General features: G+C 38.6%; 22 protein-coding genes. 5 read left to right on the top strand and 17 right to left on the bottom strand.

Annotated elements, in window-relative coordinates; all coding sequences use genetic code 11:
- Positions 1 to 174: 174 nt before the first annotated feature.
- The 7 genes from OCV73_RS14190 to OCV73_RS14160 all read right to left on the bottom strand — a co-directional run bounded on the left by OCV73_RS14190 (position 175) and on the right by OCV73_RS14160 (position 8,843).
- Positions 175 to 648, bottom strand: coding sequence for an alanyl-tRNA editing protein (locus OCV73_RS14190; protein ID WP_147553252.1), 474 nt, complete (start codon positions 646 to 648; stop codon positions 175 to 177).
- Complete coding sequence (locus OCV73_RS14185) at positions 645 to 1,421, bottom strand: hypothetical protein (RefSeq protein ID WP_262512979.1); 777 nt, start codon at positions 1,419 to 1,421, stop codon at positions 645 to 647. The genes OCV73_RS14190 and OCV73_RS14185 overlap by 4 nt, the downstream gene beginning before the upstream one ends.
- A 258-nt stretch (positions 1,422 to 1,679) precedes the next feature.
- Positions 1,680 to 2,786, bottom strand: a complete 1,107-nt coding sequence (gene ald, locus OCV73_RS14180; RefSeq protein ID WP_147553250.1) for an alanine dehydrogenase — start codon at positions 2,784 to 2,786, stop codon at positions 1,680 to 1,682.
- A gap of 156 nt (positions 2,787 to 2,942) precedes the next feature.
- Positions 2,943 to 3,320 (bottom strand): DUF3127 domain-containing protein, encoded by a 378-nt coding sequence (locus OCV73_RS14175; protein ID WP_147553249.1) that lies wholly within the window; start codon positions 3,318 to 3,320, stop codon positions 2,943 to 2,945.
- Between the two features lie 139 nt (positions 3,321 to 3,459).
- On the bottom strand, positions 3,460 to 5,160 hold the full coding sequence (locus OCV73_RS14170) for a family 10 glycosylhydrolase (protein WP_147553247.1): 1,701 nt from the start codon (positions 5,158 to 5,160) through the stop codon (positions 3,460 to 3,462).
- A 137-nt stretch (positions 5,161 to 5,297) separates the two neighbouring features.
- Entirely contained in the window at positions 5,298 to 6,998 is a 1,701-nt protein-coding gene (locus tag OCV73_RS14165) for a family 10 glycosylhydrolase (protein WP_147553245.1), read from the bottom strand.
- Between the two features lie 138 nt (positions 6,999 to 7,136).
- Positions 7,137 to 8,843: a glycoside hydrolase family 10 protein gene (locus tag OCV73_RS14160; RefSeq protein WP_147553244.1), complete on the bottom strand. Its 1,707-nt coding sequence runs from the start codon at positions 8,841 to 8,843 to the stop codon at positions 7,137 to 7,139.
- A gap of 276 nt (positions 8,844 to 9,119) precedes the next feature.
- On the opposite strand from OCV73_RS14160, the gene rsfS reads away from it, so the two are divergent.
- The 4 genes from rsfS (at position 9,120) to OCV73_RS14140 (ending at position 13,475) form a co-directional block, all read left to right on the top strand.
- Positions 9,120 to 9,479, top strand: coding sequence for a ribosome silencing factor (gene rsfS / locus OCV73_RS14155; protein WP_147553242.1), 360 nt, complete (start codon positions 9,120 to 9,122; stop codon positions 9,477 to 9,479).
- Between the two features lie 39 nt (positions 9,480 to 9,518).
- The gene (ftsH, locus tag OCV73_RS14150) at positions 9,519 to 11,549 is read left to right on the top strand and encodes an ATP-dependent zinc metalloprotease FtsH (protein WP_147553240.1); all 2,031 of its coding nucleotides are present in this window, start codon (positions 9,519 to 9,521) and stop codon (positions 11,547 to 11,549) included.
- 331 nt (positions 11,550 to 11,880) lie between these two features.
- Positions 11,881 to 12,708, top strand: coding sequence for a phosphatidate cytidylyltransferase (locus tag OCV73_RS14145; protein WP_147553256.1), 828 nt, complete (start codon positions 11,881 to 11,883; stop codon positions 12,706 to 12,708).
- On the top strand, positions 12,705 to 13,475 hold the full coding sequence (locus OCV73_RS14140) for a Cof-type HAD-IIB family hydrolase (protein WP_147553238.1): 771 nt from the start codon (positions 12,705 to 12,707) through the stop codon (positions 13,473 to 13,475). The genes OCV73_RS14145 and OCV73_RS14140 overlap by 4 nt, the downstream gene beginning before the upstream one ends.
- A gap of 95 nt (positions 13,476 to 13,570) precedes the next feature.
- Here the strand turns inward: OCV73_RS14140 and OCV73_RS14135 are convergent, their stop codons facing one another.
- From OCV73_RS14135 to OCV73_RS14090, 10 genes are all read right to left on the bottom strand, one after another.
- Positions 13,571 to 13,870: a DUF5056 domain-containing protein gene (locus tag OCV73_RS14135; RefSeq protein WP_262512977.1), complete on the bottom strand. Its 300-nt coding sequence runs from the start codon at positions 13,868 to 13,870 to the stop codon at positions 13,571 to 13,573.
- Positions 13,860 to 14,411 carry an RNA polymerase sigma factor gene (locus OCV73_RS14130; RefSeq protein WP_147553234.1) on the bottom strand — a complete coding sequence of 184 codons (552 nt, stop codon included), beginning with the start codon at positions 14,409 to 14,411 and terminating at the stop codon, positions 13,860 to 13,862. The genes OCV73_RS14135 and OCV73_RS14130 overlap by 11 nt, the downstream gene beginning before the upstream one ends.
- On the bottom strand, positions 14,395 to 14,949 hold the full coding sequence (locus OCV73_RS14125; RefSeq protein WP_147553233.1) for a DUF6249 domain-containing protein: 555 nt from the start codon (positions 14,947 to 14,949) through the stop codon (positions 14,395 to 14,397). The genes OCV73_RS14130 and OCV73_RS14125 overlap by 17 nt, the downstream gene beginning before the upstream one ends.
- A gap of 152 nt (positions 14,950 to 15,101) precedes the next feature.
- Positions 15,102 to 16,787: an energy-dependent translational throttle protein EttA gene (gene ettA / locus OCV73_RS14120; RefSeq protein ID WP_147553231.1), complete on the bottom strand. Its 1,686-nt coding sequence runs from the start codon at positions 16,785 to 16,787 to the stop codon at positions 15,102 to 15,104.
- Between the two features lie 114 nt (positions 16,788 to 16,901).
- A complete protein-coding gene (def, locus tag OCV73_RS14115) occupies positions 16,902 to 17,459 on the bottom strand; it encodes a peptide deformylase (protein ID WP_147553229.1) in 558 nt (185 codons plus the stop codon).
- Positions 17,460 to 17,473: 14 nt separating this feature from the next.
- Entirely contained in the window at positions 17,474 to 17,887 is a 414-nt protein-coding gene (ruvX, locus tag OCV73_RS14110; protein ID WP_147553227.1) for a Holliday junction resolvase RuvX, read from the bottom strand.
- Positions 17,888 to 17,975: 88 nt separating this feature from the next.
- Positions 17,976 to 19,754, bottom strand: a complete 1,779-nt coding sequence (locus OCV73_RS14105) for a mechanosensitive ion channel family protein (protein WP_147553225.1) — start codon at positions 19,752 to 19,754, stop codon at positions 17,976 to 17,978.
- A 1,028-nt stretch (positions 19,755 to 20,782) separates the two neighbouring features.
- Positions 20,783 to 21,022, bottom strand: coding sequence for a hypothetical protein (locus OCV73_RS14100; RefSeq protein ID WP_147553222.1), 240 nt, complete (start codon positions 21,020 to 21,022; stop codon positions 20,783 to 20,785).
- A 162-nt stretch (positions 21,023 to 21,184) separates the two neighbouring features.
- Positions 21,185 to 21,547 carry a hypothetical protein gene (locus OCV73_RS14095; protein WP_167551277.1) on the bottom strand — a complete coding sequence of 121 codons (363 nt, stop codon included), beginning with the start codon at positions 21,545 to 21,547 and terminating at the stop codon, positions 21,185 to 21,187.
- A gap of 39 nt (positions 21,548 to 21,586) precedes the next feature.
- Complete coding sequence (locus tag OCV73_RS14090) at positions 21,587 to 22,129, bottom strand: hypothetical protein (protein WP_147553218.1); 543 nt, start codon at positions 22,127 to 22,129, stop codon at positions 21,587 to 21,589.
- Positions 22,130 to 22,470: 341 nt separating this feature from the next.
- Here OCV73_RS14090 and OCV73_RS14085 point away from each other — a divergent pair, with 341 nt between their 5' ends.
- On the top strand, positions 22,471 to 23,958 hold the full coding sequence (locus tag OCV73_RS14085) for a DUF6056 family protein (RefSeq protein ID WP_147553216.1): 1,488 nt from the start codon (positions 22,471 to 22,473) through the stop codon (positions 23,956 to 23,958).
- The last annotated feature ends 50 nt before the right edge of the window (positions 23,959 to 24,008 follow it).

Raw genomic sequence — 24,008 nt, 5'->3', positions numbered from 1 at the left:
ATTCTTCCAAATCTTTTGGCCTCTTTTTTCACCAGTGATTAATTTCTTTCCCCAAAAGCGACGGCAAAGATAATAACTTTTTTCCCCTCTCTCCAAATCTTTTCTATGTTTTTTTGAGGGAATATCACTCAGATTATACGCTATAGACTTATTTACAACAGGATACGTCTGAAATTATTTTTCAATTATTTTAAAACGGAGGCGCAATCTCTCTTTACTATAATCATAACTGACGATGGTGAAATGGCCTATCTCGCCGGTATTTTTTACATGAGCTCCGATACAGGGGCATTTATCATAGTCTCCTATATTAACTATTCTCAGCATTTCGGATGCATTTTCGGGTAACCGGTTCAAGTCGAATAAAGATGCGGCCTTCTCTCGTTCCATATGTTCTATATTGACCGGTAAATGCATCGAAATAATTTCATTTACTTTTTTTTCTACTTCTTTTATTTGAATATCTGCAGGCTCTTGTACCAAAATATAATCGCATTTCGATTTTTTGCGTTCTATGTGCGCCTCTACAGCTCTACCACATCCGAACATGCGTACCATCGTCTGATTCAATATATGTTCTGCTGTGTGCATGGGGGGATATTCGCGTTTGTTGTGGTCGTTCAATTGAGGTTGTTGTTCTGCCTTCATTTAGTTCGATTGATATATTTGTTAAATAGTTCCGGATGAAAACCTGTACATTTTACTTTTACAATGTGTTGCCTATCTGTTAAGAAACAAGTAGGTGTCGCCTGTACTCCATATTTGATTTTCATAGGACTCGCGTCTTGTTTAAAGTCGGAAACGAAAATATATTCGCAAGGATATTCTGTTTTCAGCTTTTGCAGATTTTCCAAAGAACTGCAAGGCCAATACACAAGGATTAGAAGATGATCTCTGGAAGTCTGTTCATACAACTGTTTTAATTGTTCACGACCAGCTTTTCCCATACAACCTAATCCGCCGTAGAGTATAAGCAATTGTTTTCCATTTGTAATATTCCAATCAAATGGTTTTCCGTCTACTTGAACACAGGGAAATATATAAACCGAATCTCTTTCTTGAATTTGCCTGTTCTGTAAATGTTCTCTGATATTTTTGCCATAGAACGATTCCTGCATTTCGATATCGAGGGAATTTAATATGCTCTCCAACGTATCTTTAGGTATATCAAGGCGGGTCATATATAAACGTTGCAGCCCACTGGGAACCGAAGCATATTTCATAGCTAATTCAATATTTTTTTCGGAAGTTTTCCGGTATATTTCATTATACACCTCCTGAATACTGTCTCTTTTGTCGGGCATTGAATCCCAATATTCATTTAATTTTTCCTGACAAGTCTCAAAATCGGCCCACAGAATACTGTCTTGTTCAAGGTAACGGACTTCGGTTATCTCTTCTTGTGAATAAAGTTCTGCCATGCAAAACAAACATACCACAACTATATATAATTTATCTATATATTTCATTAGAATCTCTTCACTTATTCGCTACCGAAATGTTATTTTTCACTTTTTAGAATCACAATAGTTTTTTTAAACTCCGGCAAGTTACCATTTTATTTATAAAATAAGAAATAAATGAATACGACTATTAATTTCAAGGGTAAATATTATATATAAAAAATGCCATACACCGAAATGATATATGACATTTTCTCTAATTTATTTCATGTAAGATTATAGATTCAAAGGTTCATATTTTAAATTGAATACTTCGGCTATGGCCTTATATACGACTTTTCCCTGTACAATGTTCAAGCCTTCGAATAGAGCATGGTCTACGGCACAAGCGTTTTTCCACCCCTTATCGGCCAATTTCAACGCATAAGGTAAAGTCGCGTTGGTCAACGCTAACGTAGAAGTCATAGGTACGGCCCCGGGGATATTGGCGACACAATAATGAATAATATTATCTACCGTATAAACAGGATCGGAATGTGTAGTGGGATGAGATGTCTCGAAACAACCGCCCTGGTCTATGGCCACATCTACCAATACAGAACCGGGCTGCATAAGCGACAACATATCACGGGTTATCAAATGCGGGGCTTTATCTCCCGGGATCAATACTGCTCCTACAACCATATCTGTATCGGGCAACTCGGCGCGTATATTGAATTCGGAAGAATAGAGGGTACGAACATTAGCAGGCATCACATCATCCAAATAACGTAAACGAGACAATGATAAATCTGTCATTATGACTTCGGCTCCCATACCTGCGGCTACTTTAGCCGCTGAACATCCCACAACACCGCCTCCAAGTACCAATACTTTTGCCGGTTTTACCCCGGGAACTCCTCCCATAAGTTTTCCTTTACCTCCGTGAGGTTTTTCCAGAAAATGTGCTCCTTGTTGCACGGACATCCGTCCGGCAACTTCGGACATAGGGACAAGCAGCGGCAACGACTTGTCGGGCAATTCGACGGTCTCATAAGCAAGACAAACCGCACCGCTCGCCAGCATTGCTTCTGTTAGCTTCCGGTCTGATGCAAAATGGAAATAAGTAAACACTAACTGGTCTTTCCTTACCAAGGGATATTCATTTTCTATCGGCTCTTTTACTTTTATGATCATCTCCGCAATTGCATAAACGTCTTCTATAGCCGCCAGAATTTTGGCTCCGACCTTTACATATACTTCGTCGGGAAAACCGCTGTTAACACCTGCCCCGGTTTGTACATAAACCGTATGACCTCTTTTTACCAACTCCTGTGCTCCGGCCGGAGTAAGAGAAACCCTGTTCTCATTGTTTTTAATCTCTTTGGGTATACCGATAATCATAACTTTAATTTTTTAAGTTATTAGAGATAATGTAAAGATAAAAAAAAGTATGATTCAGCGGTTACCGGAAAAGGATATTTTACAACATATTTTTAGATATGAAAGCCGAAGTTTGCGTTCTGCTAACTCCGGCTTTCATATCTTATTTTTTATCCGTTAGAAAGGTAAGTCATCATTCGAAGACGGCCCGAAAGCAGCATCTGATGCGGGAGGGAATGGAGCTATATCATTCGGTATAGGAGGCATATCTCCTCCCTGAGCCATCCCGGCTGTTTTTTCGATTTTCCAAGCACGCACATCGGTATACCACCGCCCGTTGAATTCCCGGCTTTCCAAATCGAAGCTTACTACTACGTCATCGCCTATCGCCGCCGGAAACTGATCTACTTTGTCTCCAAAAATATTAAAACAAACTTTCCGGGGATATTGCTCTTCCGTTTCCAATACATATTCTTGTTTCTTCCAGGAGTTACCAGCCTTTGAAATACCGCTTTGCAAGGGCAAAACGTGTATAATCTTTCCTTTTATTTCCATATAAATATAATTCTTTTAATACGCAAAGATAAACATTTTTTCTTTTGCCGGAACAATAAAACTCGCCTTTTCCTGCCTTCAACAAGAAACTCCCGGGAATATGATTCTCCGGGAGTTTCCTTATCTCGACATACAATAATTATTTCATCATTTTATATTTGATAACTTTTCCATCGTCCAAAACGGCGACTACAATATAAGCACCACGGTTTAAACGAGCAACATTAACTTCCGAAGAACCACTATATGCGACCTGAGTACCGCTCAAAGCATAAATACTTACAGATACCACGGTATTTTCAGATTCAACTTTCAACCAGTCTCCGGACACTATAAACTTAACCGGCTTAAGATCGGCATCTATTGTTCCCAAAGAAGCCGATACTTTTACAATGTCTGAAATTTCACTCTCATAGTACCCATTATCAAAGGCGGTCACGGCAAAATAATAGGTATCATTATCGGGCAACGTATATGTAAAATTATTTCCTTTCACTATGTGCACGGCCTGATTTTCTACGTCGTCAATATCGATTACAGGGTTAGTAGACATATATACGCTGTAATAACGGATAGGAGTATTTTTAGCGTCCAGATCCGGTGTATTCCAACTGATCGTACACTCTTTTGTAGCCGTATTTACCGACGCAGCCACATTAACCGGAACATTCGGTTTTGTCTCTCCAAGATACGGCATTGTAGGAATATGAGCGGGATACTGAAAATAATTATCTTTCAACTGGCTGTATAATGTTTTTACCTTCGACTCGTTTCCTAATATATTATCAGCCCTGAAAAAACAAACACCGCATGTAGACGGATTCTTTTTACGCATTTTTTCTATTTGATCGGTTATTACCGAAGGCTGCCACGCATTCCCGTCCAGCATTTTATAGGGAGCCAATCCTATAACGAGCTGACGTTCATTGGCATTTTCTATCCACGTAATCATATGTCTGGAATAACCATAATTTTCATTCCAGTACATTTGCGGTATTAAAAGATCCTGTTTCCCTCTTTTTGCCCATTCGCAAGCATCCTGAAAAACATCGGAATATGCTGACATATTGTGTGTATCGCTATAATTTTTATATGTACCGATAGGAGCGGATCCAAGTTTCATATTGGGTTTGTTCAACTTTATCATATCGTACAATTCTCCCACGAATGTATTTATATTTTCACGACGCCAGTCTTCTATTTTCATTCCATTTCCATATTTTGCGAAAGAAGCCGCATCATTAAAATCCTTTCCGGGATAACGGGTGTAGTCCAGGCTAAGACCGTCAAAATCATATTTTTTCACCAAAGTCTCATACAGGTCTACCAAATATTTACGTACTTCGGGTAATCCCGGATCGAGATACCAGGCATTGGAGTAATTTACACATAATTCCGGATGTACCTTATAAACATGAGGCAAAGCACAGTTGTCATATCGGGTTACATACGAATTTGCACCTGTACGGTAAGGGACAATCCAGGCATGTATCTCCATATTACGTTTATGGCATTCTTCTATCGCAAAGGCACAGATATCATAATTAGGCGCTTTTCCGGGAGTGCCGGTCAAATGATAGCTCCAGGGCTGGATACCGGAGTCCCAAAGCACATCGCCGTAGCTTTGTACCTGAAAAATAATTGTATTAAAGTTAGCGGCCTGCAACTTATCCAGAATCTCGATAAGGCTGGCTTTTTGCTCTGCTTCTTTTGTAGATTTAGGCCAATCCACCGCATTAGGATTAGTTGTCAACCACACGGCCCTGATTTCCTGCTTAGGTTGGGCCATCAATATCCCTGTCACCAGCAAAGAAAGGATAAGAGTCAATGTCTTTCTCATAAAAATTAAGTTTTGTTTATTTGTGATTTATTGAAATATTAGATTATACACTCTAAAATAGTCTGATTTCTTGCAAAAAAATCTCCCGATAATATCATAAACCAGGAGATTTTTTCATTGCAAATATACTATTTTTTTTATTTTATCATCTTATATTTAATTATTTTACCATTATTCACGGTTACAACAACGATATATGCACCACGGCTCAAATGACCGATATTGATTTCCGAAATATCCCCGTGAGCCATCAAGGTTCCGCTTAAAGCATAAATATGAACCGATACGACTGTTTCTTGAGTATCTATTCTCAGCCAGTCTCCTTCAACGATAAACCGTACCGGTTTTATATCGGCATCCATCAACCCGGCTGACGCCGATACTTTCACCACATTGGAGAGTCCGCTTTCATAATACCCTTTATCAAAAGCCGTCACAGCAAAATAATATATCTTATCGTCCGGTAAAGTATATGTAAAGGTGTTTTCCTTAACTATATGTGCGACCTGATTTTCAACATTGTCAATTTCGATGTCAGGACTTTCGGATATATATACGCTATAGTATCGAATAGAAGTATTATTCTCATCCTGTTCAGGGACATCCCAACTAATCGTGCTTTCCTTCGTCGAGGTATTTACAGAAGCCTTCACATTGACCGGCGCATCCGGTTTCGTCACGCCATTATACGGCATAACAGGGATGTGGGCCGGATATTTGAAATAATTATCTTTTAACTGATTGTATAAGTCTTTAATCTTGGCGTTTTCGCCCAGTATATAATTGGTCCTGAAAAAACTAACACCGCAAGTAGCGGGATTATTCTTACGCATTTTTTCTATCTGGTCTATTACCACAGAGGTCTGCCAATAAGGACTCTCCGTCATTTTATAAGCAGCCAGTCCGGCAACCAACTGACGTCCGTTGCAATTATCTATCCACGTTTTAGTATGTGCAGAATAACCGCTGCTCTCATCCCAATACAACTGGGGAATTATTAAATCTATTTTACCTTTTTCGGCCCAGTCGCAAGGATCCTGAAAAACATCGGAATAGGCGTACCAACCGGAATAACCGGGTATTCTTTTATAACACCCTATAGGAGCTACCCCCAATTTCATACCGGGATTATGGGATTTTATCATATCGTATAACTCATATACGAATTTATTTATATTTTCCCGGCGCCAATCGTCCCGATTTGCACCGCCTCCATATTTTTTAAAAGAGTCTCCATCATCAAAATTCGCATGAGGATAACGGGTATAATCCAAATTGATACCGTCAAATTCATATTTTGTTACCAAAGTCTCATACAAATCTACCAAATATTTGCGCACTTCGGGTAAGCCCGGATCGAGATACCACGCATTGTCGTAATTTACGCACATTTCGGGATGCACTTTATATACATGAGGCAGAGCACAATCATCATATTTTGTTACATACGAATTACTTCCTACACGATACGGCACCACCCATGCATGTATCTCCATATTACGTTTATGGCATTCCTCTATCGCAAACGCACAAATGTCATAATTAGGTGCTTTTCCGGGAGTACCGGTCAAATGATAGCTCCAGGGCTGGATACCGGAGTCCCAAAGCACATCGCCGTAACTTTGTACCTGGAAAAGGATTGTATTAAAATTAGCAGCCTGCAATTTATCAAGAATTTCGATAAGAGAAGATTTCTGATTCGTCTCATTTTTCGACGTAGGCCAGTCCACTGCATTGGGATTCGTAGTGAGCCATACGGCCCGGATTTCCTGTTTCGGCTGGGCCTGCAGTACAATTGCCATCCATAATGACAACAAAAAAAATAATATTTTTTTCATAGAAATAGAATTAAAAAGATACAAATAATCCGAACATTGAGATTCAATCCGCACCTTAAAGAAAATAATTGATAAATACCTTTTTTAATGGCAGAACCTCTCCGATAAAAAATACCGGAAAGATTCTGCTCCGATCATTTATCTGATCATTTTATGTTTTACCACTTTTCCATTCTCCATCGTTACCATGACAATGTATGCGCCATGAGGCAAATTAGCCACATTCATTTCATATGAAGCAGAATATGCAACCAACACTCCGCTCAGAGCATACACACCGACCGATGTTATCTTTTGTTCGGTTTCCACTTTCAGCCAATCACCGGCCAGTATGAATTTAACCGGTTTTATTCCTGTTTCTATTATACCGGATACAGCCGAAACTTTTACGATATCAGACAGATCACTTTCATAATAACCCCGGTCAAAGGTGGTAACTGCCAGATAATAATCTTTATTCACTTCAGGTAAAGTGCAGGTAAAAGTATTGTCTTTTACTATATGTCCTATCTGTTTTGTCACATCATTTATATCGATGTCGGAATTCTCGGACATGTATACGCTATAATAGCGAATCGGCGTTCCTTCATTATCTAATGACGGTATGTTCCACGTTAATGTACACTCCCGATTATCGTCATTGACCGATGCGGACAAACCGACCGGGGCATTTGGCTTCGTTATTCCATGATACGGCATAACAGGAATATGAGCAGGGTATTTAAAATAATTATCTTTCAACTGATTATAAAAATTTCTTATTTTCAGAGGGCTACCTGTCACATCTTCAATTTTAAAAAAACAAACGCCACAGGTCTCTGGATTATTTTTACGTGCCTTTTCTATCTGGTCGGTCACAACAGATACATCCCATTTACTTTCATCAACTATTTTATATGGAGCCAGACCTATAACCAACTGTCTGTCATTCCTGTTATCCATCCATGTAACCATATGTTTTGAATAGTTATAGGTTTCATTCCAGTACATTTGAGGAATTAATAAATCCTGCTTTCCTTTTTTTGCCCAGTCACATGCATCTTGAAAATAATCTCCATACCCTTCTGCATTTACCCTCAATCCGCTTATATTCTTATATGTACCAATAGGTGCCGAGCCTATTTTCATTTCGGGCTTAATTGATTTTACCATATCGTACAATTCATACACGAACTGATTGATATTTTCTCTGCGCCAGTCACTTTTATTCTTTCCATTCCCATATTCCGCATATGAAACGGCATCATTAAACGTTTTACTGGGATAACGGGTATAATCCAGATTAAGACCGTCAAAATCATATTTTTTTATCAGCGTCTCATATAAATTCAACAAATATTCGCGAACTTTAGGTAGCCCGGGATCCAAATACCAGTCATTACCGAATTGAATACATAACTCGGGATGCACTTTGGTAACATGAGGCAAGTCGCAATTATCATATTTAGTGACATAAGTCAAAGAACCTACACGATAAGGTACTACCCACGCATGAACTTCCATATTCCGTTTATGGCATTCATCTATTACATACTGGCACATATCATAAGCAGGCGCCTTTCCGGGAGTCCCTGTCAAATGATAGCACCAAGGCTGGATACCGGAATCCCAAAGTACATCGCCATAGCTCTGCACCTGAAAAATAACCGTATTGAAATTAGCAGCTTCAAGTTTATCCAAAATTGTAATTAACTGGTCTTTCTGTGATCTTTCAACGACGGATTTGGGCCAGTCAAGCGCATAAGGATTCGTTGCCAACCATACGGCCCTTATTTCTTGTTTCGGTTGTGCTATTAACATAGCTGCCGCCAATAAAGATAAAAATAATAGTATAATTTTTTTCATGGGAATTAAGAAGTTAATATTTCGTTAAATATTATTTAATAGTTAATTGTCATTATTTTTCAATGTAAATATAGCATATTTTCCATTAATAAAATACAATAATATCTTGAATTTATATTCAAACACATATTTTTATATATATTTTATCTAATTGCCAGAATACGAGCTTCACAGCAGATTTTAACTAAAAACGAAAATTAATAACAACCAGTAAGTGAATTTTTTAGGAATTCGGCTTATATTTGCACATAAATAATTTATATCTCAATTTTTTAAATGGAAGAACAAAAATTACTGATAAAAAAAATAATAGAAGGTATCCAGGAAAAAAAAGGTAAAAAAATCACGACTGTAGACATGACAAAAATAGATTCGGCTTCTGCCGGTCATTTCATCATATGTGAAGGAAACTCCACCATGCAAGTTTCGTCCATTGCCGACAGTATCAGAGAATATGTTCGTGAAAATATCAACATAAAACCTTTCGGTTACGACGGTTATCAAAATTCACAATGGATTGTTATAGACTATGGGGATATCCTCGTACATGTGTTTTTGCCCGAATACCGTGAGTATTATAAACTGGAACAACTCTGGAATGATGCCAAATTGACAGATATTCCCGATTTGGAATAGTTTTTGCTCTCATTTTTCAAAACTTTGAACAAAAAATTTATGAATAACAACGCCTCAAATCCTCAAGGCCCTAAAAAAAAGCTATTTCGCTTCAACATTTATTGGATGTATTCGATCGTCGGTCTTATGCTGTTGGGTCTTTATTGGGTAAACGACGGTTCGGCATCGAAAGAAGTCAACTGGACCGAGTTTGAAAAAATAGCGATAAACGGAGGTATCAAAAAAATTACGGTCTACACTAATAAGGATTATGTAGAAGCGTTTCTTACCGATAGTGCCGCCCAAAGTGTCTTTAAAGCGGACAAAGAACGCATGGGCAGTAATCCTAAAATATATACCAATATCCCTTCGGGAGACAGTTTTGCCAAAACCATAGAGACGTGGAAACAACAAAACGGATTCAAAGCGGATATCAATTATGAAAAAAGTAGCGACCTTACTAATATATTATTGTCATTCGGCCCCATATTACTCCTTATTGTAATCTGGTTCTTTATTATGCGCAGGATGTCGGGACAATCCGGAGGAAACGGCGGCGTATTCAATGTAGGTAAGGCAAAAGCGCAACTATTCGACAAAGAAGGCTCGATACAGGTAACTTTCAAGGACGTAGCCGGACTTTCTGAAGCCAAACAGGAAATAGAAGAAATCGTGGAGTTCCTCAAGAACCCGGGAAGATATAATGATCTGGGTGGTAAAATTCCCAAAGGAGCCCTATTGGTAGGCCCTCCGGGAACAGGAAAAACATTGTTGGCTAAAGCTGTAGCAGGAGAAGCTAACGTTCCGTTTTTCTCCCTGTCGGGTTCCGATTTCGTAGAAATGTTCGTCGGCGTAGGTGCCTCGCGCGTACGTGATTTGTTCCGTCAGGCAAAAGAAAAGGCTCCATGTATCGTATTTATCGATGAAATCGATGCCGTAGGACGTGCCCGAGGTAAAAACCCCAATATGGGTTCCAACGACGAAAGGGAAAATACATTGAATCAATTATTAACCGAAATGGACGGATTCGGCTCGAACAGCGGAGTTATTATTCTTGCCGCAACCAACCGTGCCGATATTCTCGATAAAGCGTTATTACGCGCCGGACGTTTCGACCGTCAGATCTATGTAGAGCTACCCGACCTGAACGACCGGAAAGCAATATTCGGCGTACATTTACGCAATGTAAAAATTGACGATTCGGTAGACGTGGATCTGTTATCGAGACAGACACCCGGATTTTCGGGAGCAGATATAGCCAATGTATGTAATGAAGCGGCACTTATAGCAGCCCGGAAAGGAAAAACATCCGTACAAAAACAGGACTTTATGGATGCCGTCGACCGCATCGTAGGAGGTTTGGAAAAACGCTCGAAAATTACAACGCTCGAGGAAAAACGTTCTATTGCTATTCATGAAGCCGGACATGCTTCATTAAGTTGGTTTTTGCAGTACGCCAATCCATTGGTAAAAGTTACGATCGTACCTCGTGGCAAAGCTTTAGGTGCTGCATGGTATCTCCCCGAAGAACGCCAGATAACCACCCGGGAACAATTGCTGGACGAAATGTGCGCAACGTTGGGAGGAAGAGCTGCGGAAGAAGTGTTCCTCGGACGTACTTCGACTGGAGCCGCAAACGACCTCGAAAGGGTTACGAAACAAGCCTATGCGATGGTTGTTTATTTCGGGATGAGTGAAAAACTACCGAACTTATCTTACTATGACTCTACAGGACAAGAGTACGGTTTTACCAAACCGTACAGTGAAGAGACTGCGAAACTGATCGATAATGAAGTCAGCGCAATTATCGCCGAACAGTATGAACGCGCCAAAAGAATACTACTGGAGAAAAAAGAAGGCCATGCACAATTGACCGAAGTATTACTAAGCCGCGAAGTGATATTCAGCGAAGACGTAGAACATATATTTGGAAAACGTCCGTGGGCGTCACGTTCCGAAGAAATACTGAACGATGAAGCTGCAGAAAAAGAAGAAGAGAAAATTGCTGAAAGTTTTGCAGAAAAAGATAAAGCAAACGAGGTTCCTCCAACGAGTGAAAACGAACCGGAAGAAAAAAACGAACAAGATTAAACGATAATTATTAGGATATAAGAAAGTCGCGTGTGTAAAACTGCATTCGCGACTTTTATTTTATTAAATTACGGGTAATCATTACGACTATATATTTTTATAAGATACCGGTTATTACCATTCCAAGGTTTAATGTAATATCATTTCATATTAGAGCACTGACCGTCAAATATGTTATAATGGCTTTAATATGTTTAATAATAGGCTGATAACAGGAATATCCCGTATCTTCATATCCATCAATTTATGCAATTTACCATTTTCCATCACTATATCAACAATTTATTTTATATCTTTGCAGCATACGAATGAGTTATTATCTAACTATTTTATTGTGAAAAGTTTACTGTTGCGTTCAATTACAGGGGCTCTTTTTGTGGCCGTTATCATAAGTGCTATATTTTTCGGAGAAACCAGCTTTCTCCTGATCTTTTCCGCCATCGTTGCGTATGCACTATTCGAATTCTACCACCTTTTAGGAAAGATGCATAAAGAGAAAAAAATAATTATCCTGTTAGACATAATAGCCGGGACTTATCTGTTCATCCAAATATTCCAGATAGCCGCATCGGGCAGCATACTGACACCTTTTACCCTTACTCCGTACTGGTTTTATCTGGTCATACGGTTAATCATGCAATTATATATTAAAGATGAAAATCCTATCGAAAGCTGGGCCCACAGCTTCTTAGGACATATCTATATAGCTCTCCCTTTGGGACTTTTAGGAAATATCGCATTTTCACAGGATATCTATAACTCCACACTTTTATTAGCCTTTTTTGCCTGTATCTGGATTAATGATACCGGAGCTTTTCTTATCGGCTGTACGTTCGGAAAACACCGTCTGTTCGAACGCATTTCGCCTAAAAAGTCATGGGAAGGTTTCTTCGGAGGACTTGCTTTCTGTATTGCAGGTTCCTTTATAGCCGCCCATTATTTCGATTTTCTCAACACCTGGCAATGGGTGGGGCTGGCTGTTACTATCTCCATATTTTCAACCTGGGGAGATCTGTGCGAGTCACTCATTAAACGCACTCTAACGGTAAAAGACTCAGGTAAATTATTACCGGGGCATGGCGGTATCCTCGACCGGTTCGATAGTGTATTGATTGCATCTCCGGCTGCCTTGTTCTACTTGTCTGTCATACTGGGATGATACGTGCCGTATTTTTCGATATAGACGGGACTTTAGTGAGTTTACGCACACATCGTATCTCCGAAAGTACACATTACGCATTAAAAGAGCTCAAGAAAAAAGGTATTAAGATATTTATTGCGACCGGAAGACACCAGCTGCAATTAAATAACCTGGAAGATATCGAATTTGACGGTTATGTAACATTAAACGGACAATATTGTTACGACAACAATAAAATAATACACACACATCCTATACACAAGGACGACATCCGGGCTATTGTCTCCCAACTGGAAATACCGCTTTATACCTGCATGTTCACAGAAGAAAACGATATTTATATCAACGCGGTAACTCCCGCCATCGAAACCGTACAAAAGAGCATATCTTTTCCTATGCCTCCTGTAAAAGATATCACCAAAGCCATGACAAATAATATCTACCAATTAATGATATTCGTTCCGGAAACAGAAGTCAGTCTGCCTCTCTCGGCACTTCCTCACTGCAAATCGACCCGATGGCATCCCTTATTCATAGACGCGACCCCTATTGACGGCGGTAAAGAGAAAGGAATCGGGAAAATGATTGATTTTTATAATATTAAACCCGAAGAGACTATGGTTTTCGGAGATGCACACAACGACATATCCATGTTAACTTATGCAGGAACCGGAATAGCCATGGGAAATGCCGCTGACGAAGTAAAAGCTGCCGCTGACTACATTACCGAAGACGCAGATAATGACGGAATATATCATGCACTGAAAAGATTCGATATCATATAACCATATTCCTACCCCCACAACAGAAAAAAATCGTACCCTCTTATTTACAAAGGGTACAATAATCCTATTAATATAATATACAATACGGGCCTGGGCTATTGATCCGCAAATTTCACCATCTGATAGAACATTATACCTGTAACCGTAATAAAAGTTATATATATCAGAATAGTATGTAAAGTTATTGCCGTCTCAAATAAAGAATCGAAAATCGACAAATACAAAACACCTCCGATTAAAAATGCCAGCAAAAAAGTAACAAGCATTACACCTTGTGCCTTACGATTTTTTTTCTCAGGTAAACGATTTATTACCTTACGGGAAAACCATTCATCGCCTTGTAAAGGCTGCGCCTCTTTTGCAAAGAAGGATTTCAATTCATTGTTATTCATCATATCCATAACCTTCATTTCTTAAATAAACCCCCAATTTCTTTTTTCCTCTGGAAAGATGGGACTTAACCGTACCGACGGGCATATTCGTGATCCCCGCTATTTTATCAACACTCATATCTTCCATAAAAAACAACACTATAACAGTTCGTTCTTCTATTCTGAGTAACTGTAATGCATTATATATATCCAATTTCTTCCCTACCGGTTCAGGAAGATCCTGCATATAATGATCCACCATATCAAGACCACAGTCATCATGATTTTTCTCACTACGCACAAAATCATAAAAAACATTCCATGCTATCTTAAATAACCAAGTAGAAAAACCTGCTATTCCCCGGAAAGAACGCAAATACAAATAAGCTTTGATAAATGTTTCCTGCGCCAGATCATCACTTAAAGCAGCGTTCCCTAAAGTTTGGTTAAGAAAAAATCGTTTTATGCGGGGATGATACTTATCTATTAAACGCGTATAAGCCCTCCTGTCGTCAAACAGGAGGCACTTTGATATCAAAGCTATATCTTCATCCTTGTCTTTCACCTTCAATAGGTCTGTTTTGTTTTGCCTCTCTTTTTTCTATAATATAAACAACAAATTGGCCTACACCTAAAATAAACGGAATAACCGCAAGCGCACAAACCTCTATCTGATCTATGATCGCACCAAAAATAGCAACCCCCAATCCCACACCCATAAGCATTACCGAATTGCTTAGTCTGTTATGAGGCATTTTTCTCTGTGTCTGGAAAAAATTATCCGGTAAATCCCGGCCCGCCTCCAATGCTTTTTCCAAGACCACATAACGTCTTTTATTATCTTTATACTTATACCATAATACAAAAAAAACCGTCAATACAGCAAATAAAAAAGGAAACGATATGGCTACTATTGGTACCAGATTTTTCAAGAATGTTTTTACAAAAGATTCCTGTGCTACGATAGTCGAAAACGAAGAATCATAATACGCCATCTCTGAAGCTGCCCGGTTGTCAATTTTAGCCTGGATACTATCATTATTACCGGCCCACAACGACAAACCGGCCATACACAAGACAAAAATACAAATCAATTTTCTCATCGCACATCTTTTTAAGAGTTCAATAATTATATATTATATATTCTTTTATCTATTAGACGTAAACGTCTGCATGTTTGGTTGCAACAAAAGAGAAAAAAAATTCCACTACTTAAAAAAAGTAGCGGAATCTTATACATTATCAGTCCAAGCCATTATTCCATCAACTTTCTGTAACGGACACGATGAGGTTCCACATCTCCCATTCGTTTTTTCTTATTTTCTTCATAATCGGAATAAGAACCTTCAAAATAGAAAACCTGAGAATCTCCTTCAAATGCAAGAATATGCGTACAAATGCGATCGAGAAACCAACGGTCGTGAGAAACTACGACAGCACATCCTGCAAAATTTTCCAAACCTTCTTCCAACGCACGCAGCGTATTTACATCAATATCATTAGTCGGTTCGTCCAATAACAAGACATTCCCTTCTTCTTTCAACGCCATCGCTAAATGCAGGCGGTTGCGTTCTCCACCGGAAAGTACACCTATCAGTTTCTCCTGATCGGCTCCGGTGAAATTAAACCGGGAAAGATAAGCCCGGGCGTTCATCTCACGTCCACCCATGCGGAAAGTCTCCTGTCCGCCGGATATAACCTGATACACCGTTTTTTCCGGATCGATATCTTTATGGGTCTGATCGACATATGCAACTTTAACCGTTTCTCCTACTTCAAATTCACCATTGTCACATTTCTCCTGTCCCATAATAAGACGGAATAAAGTTGTTTTTCCTGCACCGTTAGGCCCTATAACACCTACAATACCATTCGGGGGCAACATAAAATTAAGATCATCGAAAAGCAACTTATCTCCATAAGCTTTTGCGACTCCTTTTGCTTCAATTACCTTATTGCCCAGTCTGGGACCGTTAGGAATAAAGATTTCGAGTTTTTCTTCCCGTTCTTTCTGATCCTCATTTAACAGCCTGTCGTAGGAGCTAAGGCGGGCTTTTCCTTTCGCCTGACGGGCTTTAGGAGCCATTCGCACCCAATCCAGTTCCCGTTCAAGCGTTTTCCTGCGTTTACTTGCCTGTTTCTCTTCCTGTTCCAGACGCTTGGTCTTTTGTTCCAGCCAGGAAGTATAATTTCCCTTCCAGGGAATTCCTTCCCCCCGGTCCAGTTCCAATATCCATCCGGCAACATGATCCAGAAAGTAACGGTCGTGTGTTATAGCGATAACAGTTCCTGCATATTGTTGCAGATGTTGTTCCAGCCAGTCTATGGACTCGGCATCCAGGTGATTGGTCGGTTCATCCAGTAAAAGAATATCGGGCTGCTGCAACAAAAGACGGCACAAAGCTACCCGCCTGCGTTCACCTCCTGAAAGGAATTTCACCTGTTGTTCCTCGGGCGGACAACGCAATGCATCCATAGCCCGTTCCAGTTTATTGTCCAGATTCCAGGCATCGGTGGCATCAATTTTATCCTGAAGCTCTGCCTGACGGGCGATCAGCGCATCCATTTTGTCCGGATCCTCCAACACCTCGGGATCTCCGAATTTAAGATTGACTTCTTCATACTCGGCCAGCAGATCCATAACCGGCTGAACTCCTTCCTGCACAATCTCTTTCACTGTCTTTTCCGGATCTAATTTGGGTTCTTGCTCCAAGTATCCGACCGAATATCCGGGAGAAAATACGACTTCTCCCTGATAAGATTTCTCTATGCCTGCTATTATCTTCAGCAAAGTCGATTTACCCGAACCGTTCAAACCGATAATACCGATCTTGGCTCCGTAAAAAAACGACAGATAAATATCTTTCAATACTTGTTTATGAGGAGGGAATACTTTACTCACCCCGACCATGGAAAAAATAACTTTTTTATCGTCTGCCATTATATAATATTTTATTATGATTTACATTAACAAGACAAAGATAACACAATATCAGTAATAAAAAAACGCAGAGGCTCCCGGCCTCCGCGCAACATCATTCTCATCATGACAGGGTTATTTAACCGCCTTTATACGATAGTCGCAACGGACATTACCTTTCATGATATTATTCAGTTTTCCCTTGATCAATTGTTTACGTATAGGAGAAATATGGTCTATAAACACCCGTCCTTCGAGATGATCATATTCATGCTGAACGACACGGGCCAGGTAACCTTCGATTTCTTCACAATGCTCCTGAAAATTTTCATCACAATATGTAAGTTTTATTTTCTCAATCCGTGGAACGGATTCATGTATTCCCGGCAAACTCAGGCAACCCTCTTCCCTCGAAACTTTTTCACCATCTTCCAATACTTCAACATGTGGGTTGATCAGCGTAAGTTTCTTTCCGGCCACATCCGGAAAATATTCTTTCATAGGATCAGCGTCTATAACAATAACACGTATGGATAGACCTATCTGAGGAGCAGCCAAGCCTATACCGTCCGAAGCATACATTGTTTCATACATATTAGCTATAAGAGCCTTCAAGTCGGGATAAGCCGTATCGATATTTTGTGCGACCTTTCTGATCACCGGTTGCCCGTATAAATAAACTGGTAATATCATTTTTTATATTTACTTTATTTTTTACTTTCCATAAAACTCTGCAAAATAATCGTAGCACTTATTTCATCCACCAGCTCCTTATTGCGGCGGGCCGCTTTTCCCAGCCCTCCGTCACGCATAGCCTGATGGGCCAGTGCAGAAGTAAATCGCTCATCGTAAAATTCTACCGGTATGTGGGGATATTTTTTCTTGAACCTGGAAACAAACGGTGTAATATATTTCATACTCTCCGACAGTTCATGGTTCATCCGGCGGGGTAATCCCACCACAACACAATCCACTGGTTCTTTCTGTAAATAATTATCCAGAAAATCCATTAATCCGGCCGTAGGAACAGTCGTCAATCCGTTCGCTATAATCTGTAACAGGTCGGTGACCGCCAAACCTGTTCTCTTTCGTCCGTAATCAATAGATAATATCCGTCCCATAACCGGTTGCAAAGATAGATAAAATAACACATTTCACGATAAGGAATTACCTCATTTTTAGTTTCATTACCAAAACAACATATCTCTTTTATTCCTCTTTAGGAATAGTGGATTCATTACCATCTCTTTGGGCGATATAATGAGGAGACATAATTTCTATATCTGCGGCATTAAAATGATCTTGTATTTGTTGATATAAATCTGAATAAATAGCAGCCAAACGATCTGCATCATTTATATAAGCGTTAATCTGATATACCGGATACCAGTCGTTCAATGCCGTTTCCAAAACAAAAGGCTCGGGTGCGGCCAACACCCCCGGAGTGGAACGGGCGGAATCGATCAATAGCTGATGAACTTTTCTCCAAGGAACATCGTAACCGATAGATATTTCGGCATGTATAATCAGCCCGTAATTTCTGGCGGACGCACTATAATTAGTCGTATGAGATGACATTATAAATGAATTGGGGATTGTCACAACTTCATTCTTCGGAGTCTTCAAACGGGTTACAAACGGGGTTTTCTCTATTACATTACCTAATGTATCGTTCAGCTTTATCTGGTCTCCGATCTTGAACGGTCTCATATAAGTAATAACGAGTCCTGCTATAATATTGGCTATAACAGTGCTGGAACCTAATGAAACAATAAGGCCGACGAATACCGATATTCCCTGAAATACCCCCGAATCCGAATTAGGCAAATATGGGTATATCAAAGCGACCATAAACGCATATAAAAGAAAACGGACAATATGGAAAGTGGGTTGAGCCCAGTCGGCATAAAAACCGCCGATTTTTAACTTTTCATTTTCAATCTCATCCGCAAAATATCTCAGTCCTTTTACGACATATTTTATGACAAAGTAAATGACGAATATGGTAAAAAGGTTGGGTATATATTCAACGATACTTTTCAAAATAGACCTGACCGGCGTCCATATATATGAGAATATTTTCCAGGCAAGATCTTCGGTCTGAGGAAAAATATAAAATAAAATAGGAATCGTAATCACAAGTTGCAACAAGAATAAAAGATAGCGCCCCAGATTTGCCAGAATAACGAGCATACGAACCTGGCTTTTTATATTAAATAATTCGTAATCATGAAAAACGACAGGTTTCAAACGGCTATGTTTCAATCTCGTTATCCGGCGTTTTAATTTACGATATAACCAATTTATCAGTTTTATCAGCAATATCTGTATCACTACAACAGCCAGAAAACTAAGAATTTGCTTTCCCAGAGACCACAAACTATGTTCCGCTTTCATCTCATCCAGCTTTTGTACTATTACCGTACGGTATTTCCTGGCCAAGTCATCCCTGCTGAGATTCTCCCACAATCCGTCCTGATCGGTAAAAGAAACGAGGACTTTATCTTCATACATAATTTCTGTGACTATATCTGTGGATTCTATATATACCGAATCAGGCTGAAGATTATATACTCGTCCCAATTTACTTATTTTTTCGGACACTTGTTCGGCACGTAATGCCGGAGAAAGCCCTCCTCTTTTAACATACAGGAAAAACAAAGAATCCCCTTCCACAACAACAGCGACTCCTTTTGTTCTATTGCGGATAGAATCTATCCGTGACCTTTGTTTTGCAAGCCGGAGAGAATCTGAAGAAAAAGCCTGTAATTTCCAGCGCTCCACTTCCATTAACAAATTACTTTCATTGGAACGCATTTCATCAAGCTCTTTACGCATCTGCTGCAAAAGCTGTGACAGGGTATCAGGAGTTGCTTCGGCTACCTTATCGGGGACTTCTCTTTCAGCATGTTTTATTTGTGCTTCAAGGGGAAAAACAACAATTGTCGATACAAGAAAAGATAATATATAGTATTTCAGTTTTTCCATAACTATAAAATCAATTTAAGGTTACATATAACCAGTCAAACATACGTATTATTTTTGAAATAAAAGCCAAAGTGTATTTCTATTTATCATATTCTGCACAAACAACGAAAAGTGCCGCTCCGCAATCGTATCTCGGCATTTACCCAACCCATTCCTTTACCAACCACCCTATTTCGTAAAATCCCCGTAAATTGGCAATTCCTCCCAACCCTTCAGATTAAGTTTGTCTGAGGTATATCGCATTTATATTAGACAAGAAATAAAAGGGATTCCCAAACGGAGTAAACTGAGCTCCGGCACAACCGGTCCTTCCGTGTATCGGGATACCTCAAGACAAAATTCATTCCTACAACCCGGATATAACACACCGTCCCCAAAACCATAAAGTTCTCCGTAAGTACCATAGCCACAGGGAAAGGAGCGATATTCCACCCTCTTTTAGCCAGAGCCTGAGAAGCAGAATCGGGAGAAGAATACATTACCTCAGCACAGGCGGTTAGCAAACAAGAAAGGGAAAATGCACAATAAAAAATATCCGGACAAATTGGCCCATCATATCAAGAGTAGTATATATGAATAATTTATGAAACGAAAGTAATATTATTTTTCCACATCGGAATCATAGAAAGAGTAACGTAATAAGATGAATAACTTTTTATTATCCCTATTTACTCCCAGAACAGAAAAGCGATTAAAAAACCAAACATGTAAAAAAAGTTAATAAATATCTTTTTTACAAAGAAACATGTTGTACAACATAAAAAATGATTATATTTGCACTGTGTTTTTCATGGTATTAGATTTAAGGTTAACGAAGATTGGTTGTCGGGATGACAATCAATTTTTTTTTATATATAATTCAATCAGGAAATCAACACATTAAATTTTTTTACCCCCGAAGATTTTTCGAGTAAAACAATAAAAACAGGTATTTTCTTACTTTTATAGTAGAATTAAACGTAAAAACATCAATTCATATACAGAAAAATGAGAGCAATAAAAATAATACTCTTTTCATATTTGTATATCTAATCCCGACCGAACGGCATGCTGCCGCTTATCTTCATCGAATTAATCCATCTAAGATACGTCTCTCCGGAAATTTTACGGAACCCCAGACGATGGATAGTTACGTAAGCAGCGTTCAGCTTCGATTTTAACTCTTTGGCTTCCCTGCTTGTTTTATCTACTATTCGCTTAAATGCTTTGTCTGTAGTTCGGCTTTTATCAACAGGGCGTTTATGTAGTTGGAATAATACCGGAGTCATATTGCAGCATTCCTCTACGAACGTGCCGTCTCCTATAACTTATTTTACATATATCCGGATATCATCAGCCATGCATCGGAGGGGAAGTCTTTGCTGTCAGTTCTATATTGCACCAAACGCTTCGTTAGGTTCCGGCAATTAAAATCATAATATACGCTACCGCTATTGGCGCGGTTTCACTCCTAAGGGATTATATACTGGAGTAGATTCGTCAATAACAATTCTAAGAAACTCGTCTTTATCCAGACGGTATGTTTGCCGTGTTTCCAAATACACACTTTTATTATTCAATTCCAAATAAAAGCTCACTATTGATTCTTTAGGAAATGAAACTCCGTCAGATTCTTCCAAAGTATATATTGCAGAAGATACTCCGGGGTATAAACTGCCCGATAAAGAAAAACTACCCCATTTCACATCCTTCATAATGGCATTTGGCAATTCATTTATTATCACAATTTTGGCCTTTTCCCTACAACCACACAGAACAAACAGACAAAATAAGATATATATTATTTTTTTCATATATACTCAGCATTTTTTATTTCTAAACAAATTTACATATTACTTCCATCGGACAGAAATATCGCCTAAATAAGAACTTACCGTATTTTCTCTTACTGTAAAATTCTGGAAAACAAAAGGCCTTATCTTTATCCAATCTCCTAATTTATCTTTCAATTTTATTTCTGTTATTTCACATATATAATCGCCAGGTTGTAATTCTAATACACCGTTTAAATACTCAATTGCATCTCCGGCAGTTTCTATATGTGTCTTTTTCTTCATATATGGAGCGATCACCAAATAATTTACAGGAGAAACTGACCAAGAAATATTATCTTTTTCAAAATCTATCCTTCCTTCATTTTCAATTGGTTCAGAAGAAAAAACGCCCCAAGGGTTCCCATTAACCTGTAAACGGACACTGTCAATTCGTTCCATACAGATAAATTCATCCGAAATATTTTTAATATCTAATATAAATGTAAGTTGATTAAATTCTCGTTCGGAACTATTATTCACCACCGCATCTCCAAAAGAAAAATCATTTTCATCATCTGTAGAGCAAGATAACAGATGAATACATATCCAGATAGTCAGCAAACTATAATAAAAAAATGTGTGTTTCTTATTTATACAAATTTGTCATTGCTACAAAAATACATAAATATTTCACATTTACAGTATTATTAAAATATTTTTTTAATTAAATATATCCCACCATCGTAATCCAAAATTTAACAATATGGACACTTTATAAAAAATAATATACTTGTGCCATTTTATCTTTTCGTATAACCGAAAGAGCCTTTACAATAAAGTTATACAATAAATATATCGACTATAAATTTATTGAGTGGTCTTTGTTTTTATTAATTTTGCTTTACAATCGAATATAAGTTTTTGAAAACAAGAATTAATCCAAACACAAAAGTTGTCATAAAATGAAAAAACGGTCTTACGATAAAGTTACAACTGCCATAACAATAATTATCTACCTTATATCCCTCATTCCTGTTTTCATACTGGCACGATACAACTACCCGTCTGCCGATGATTACTATTACGGAGCATATACTTATCAGGCATGGAATGAACATCATAGCATAACAGCTGTTTTACAGGCTGCCATGCAAACCATAAAAGAACTTTATTATACCTGGCAAGGCACATTCAGCGGAATATTCCTGATGACATTACAACCCGGTATTTTCGGCAGCCAATGGTACTTTCTGGTTCCTTTTATTATAATTTCCAGTCTCACCGCCAGCTATCTTTTTTTATTAAAAATAATACTGAAAGATTATTTTAAAGCCAGTACATATCACTGGCTTACGCTCACTTTTTCTTTGTTGCTTATTTCCATTGCTTTGGCCCACCACAAAGCCCAAGCATTTTTCTGGTACAACGGAACAGTCTATTACAGCTTTATCTTCTCTTTGTCTTTATTCCTGATAGGCTGTCTTCTTAAATACCCTTTAGCAAAATCAAACAGATCAAAATTCATACTCTTGTTTTTTATCATTCTTTTATCTTTTTTTATCGGAGGCGGCAACTTTGCAACGGCACTATTCACTCCTGTATTAATTACAGTAAGCGCTTTATGTTTCCGTTTATCCGGCAAAAAAATACCTGTACCCATTTACGTTTCGGTTATCTGCATACTTGCCGGACTTTTTATTAGTGCCCTCGCTCCCGGAAACTCTGTAAGGCAAGATATGCAGACACATACACCTTCCATCATCCTGAGTATATTGAAAACGGTCGGCTCATGCGGAAAAGACCTGATTCGTTGGCAAAATCCGGCCGTCATTTTGATATTTATATTCTTAAGCCCCATATTATATAAAATTGCCAAAAACAGTCCGTTCAAATTCAAGTACCCTTTATTAATCTCGATCATATCTTTCGGTGTATATTGCTCATTTTATGTACCCACTTATTACGCAGTAGGATATAAAGGCCCCTTTCGTATGCTTACAGTGGGGAAATATATATTCTACTGGTTCCTGCTTTTCAACCTGTTTTATTACATCGGTCATATTATTCGAAAAAGAGAAGCGGGAATATATAATTTTTCCCTTATCCGTAAATACATTACCCGCGTCAATACCCATTTGCAAAAATATCCCGTTTGTAAATGCCTACTCATCTTTTTTGTTTTGTCCGGCCCGCTTATGTTTTCAGATTCGACATTCCGAATGGCTATTTCGGAATTAAAAAGCGGAGAAGCAGCACAATACGCAAAAGAAATGAAAGCCCGGGAAAAATTTTACCTGAGTGACGAAAAAAATATCGTAGTAGAGGAACTTACAGTAAAGCCCGAAATGTTATATCATTTGGATATAACTACAAATAAAAATTACTGGTGTAATATAAATGTGTCCCGGTATTTCCAAAAAGAATCGGTCAGAACAAAAGATAAACAATAATATTTTCTGTAAACAAGAAATAAACGATTCCGTCTATCCTTTCAATAGTT

This window comes from Barnesiella propionica (assembly GCF_025567045.1).
Lineage (GTDB): Bacteria > Bacteroidota > Bacteroidia > Bacteroidales > Barnesiellaceae > Barnesiella_B > Barnesiella_B propionica.
Note: the sequence above shows the minus strand (reverse complement) of the source record. Positions and strands in the feature narration are given on the sequence as shown.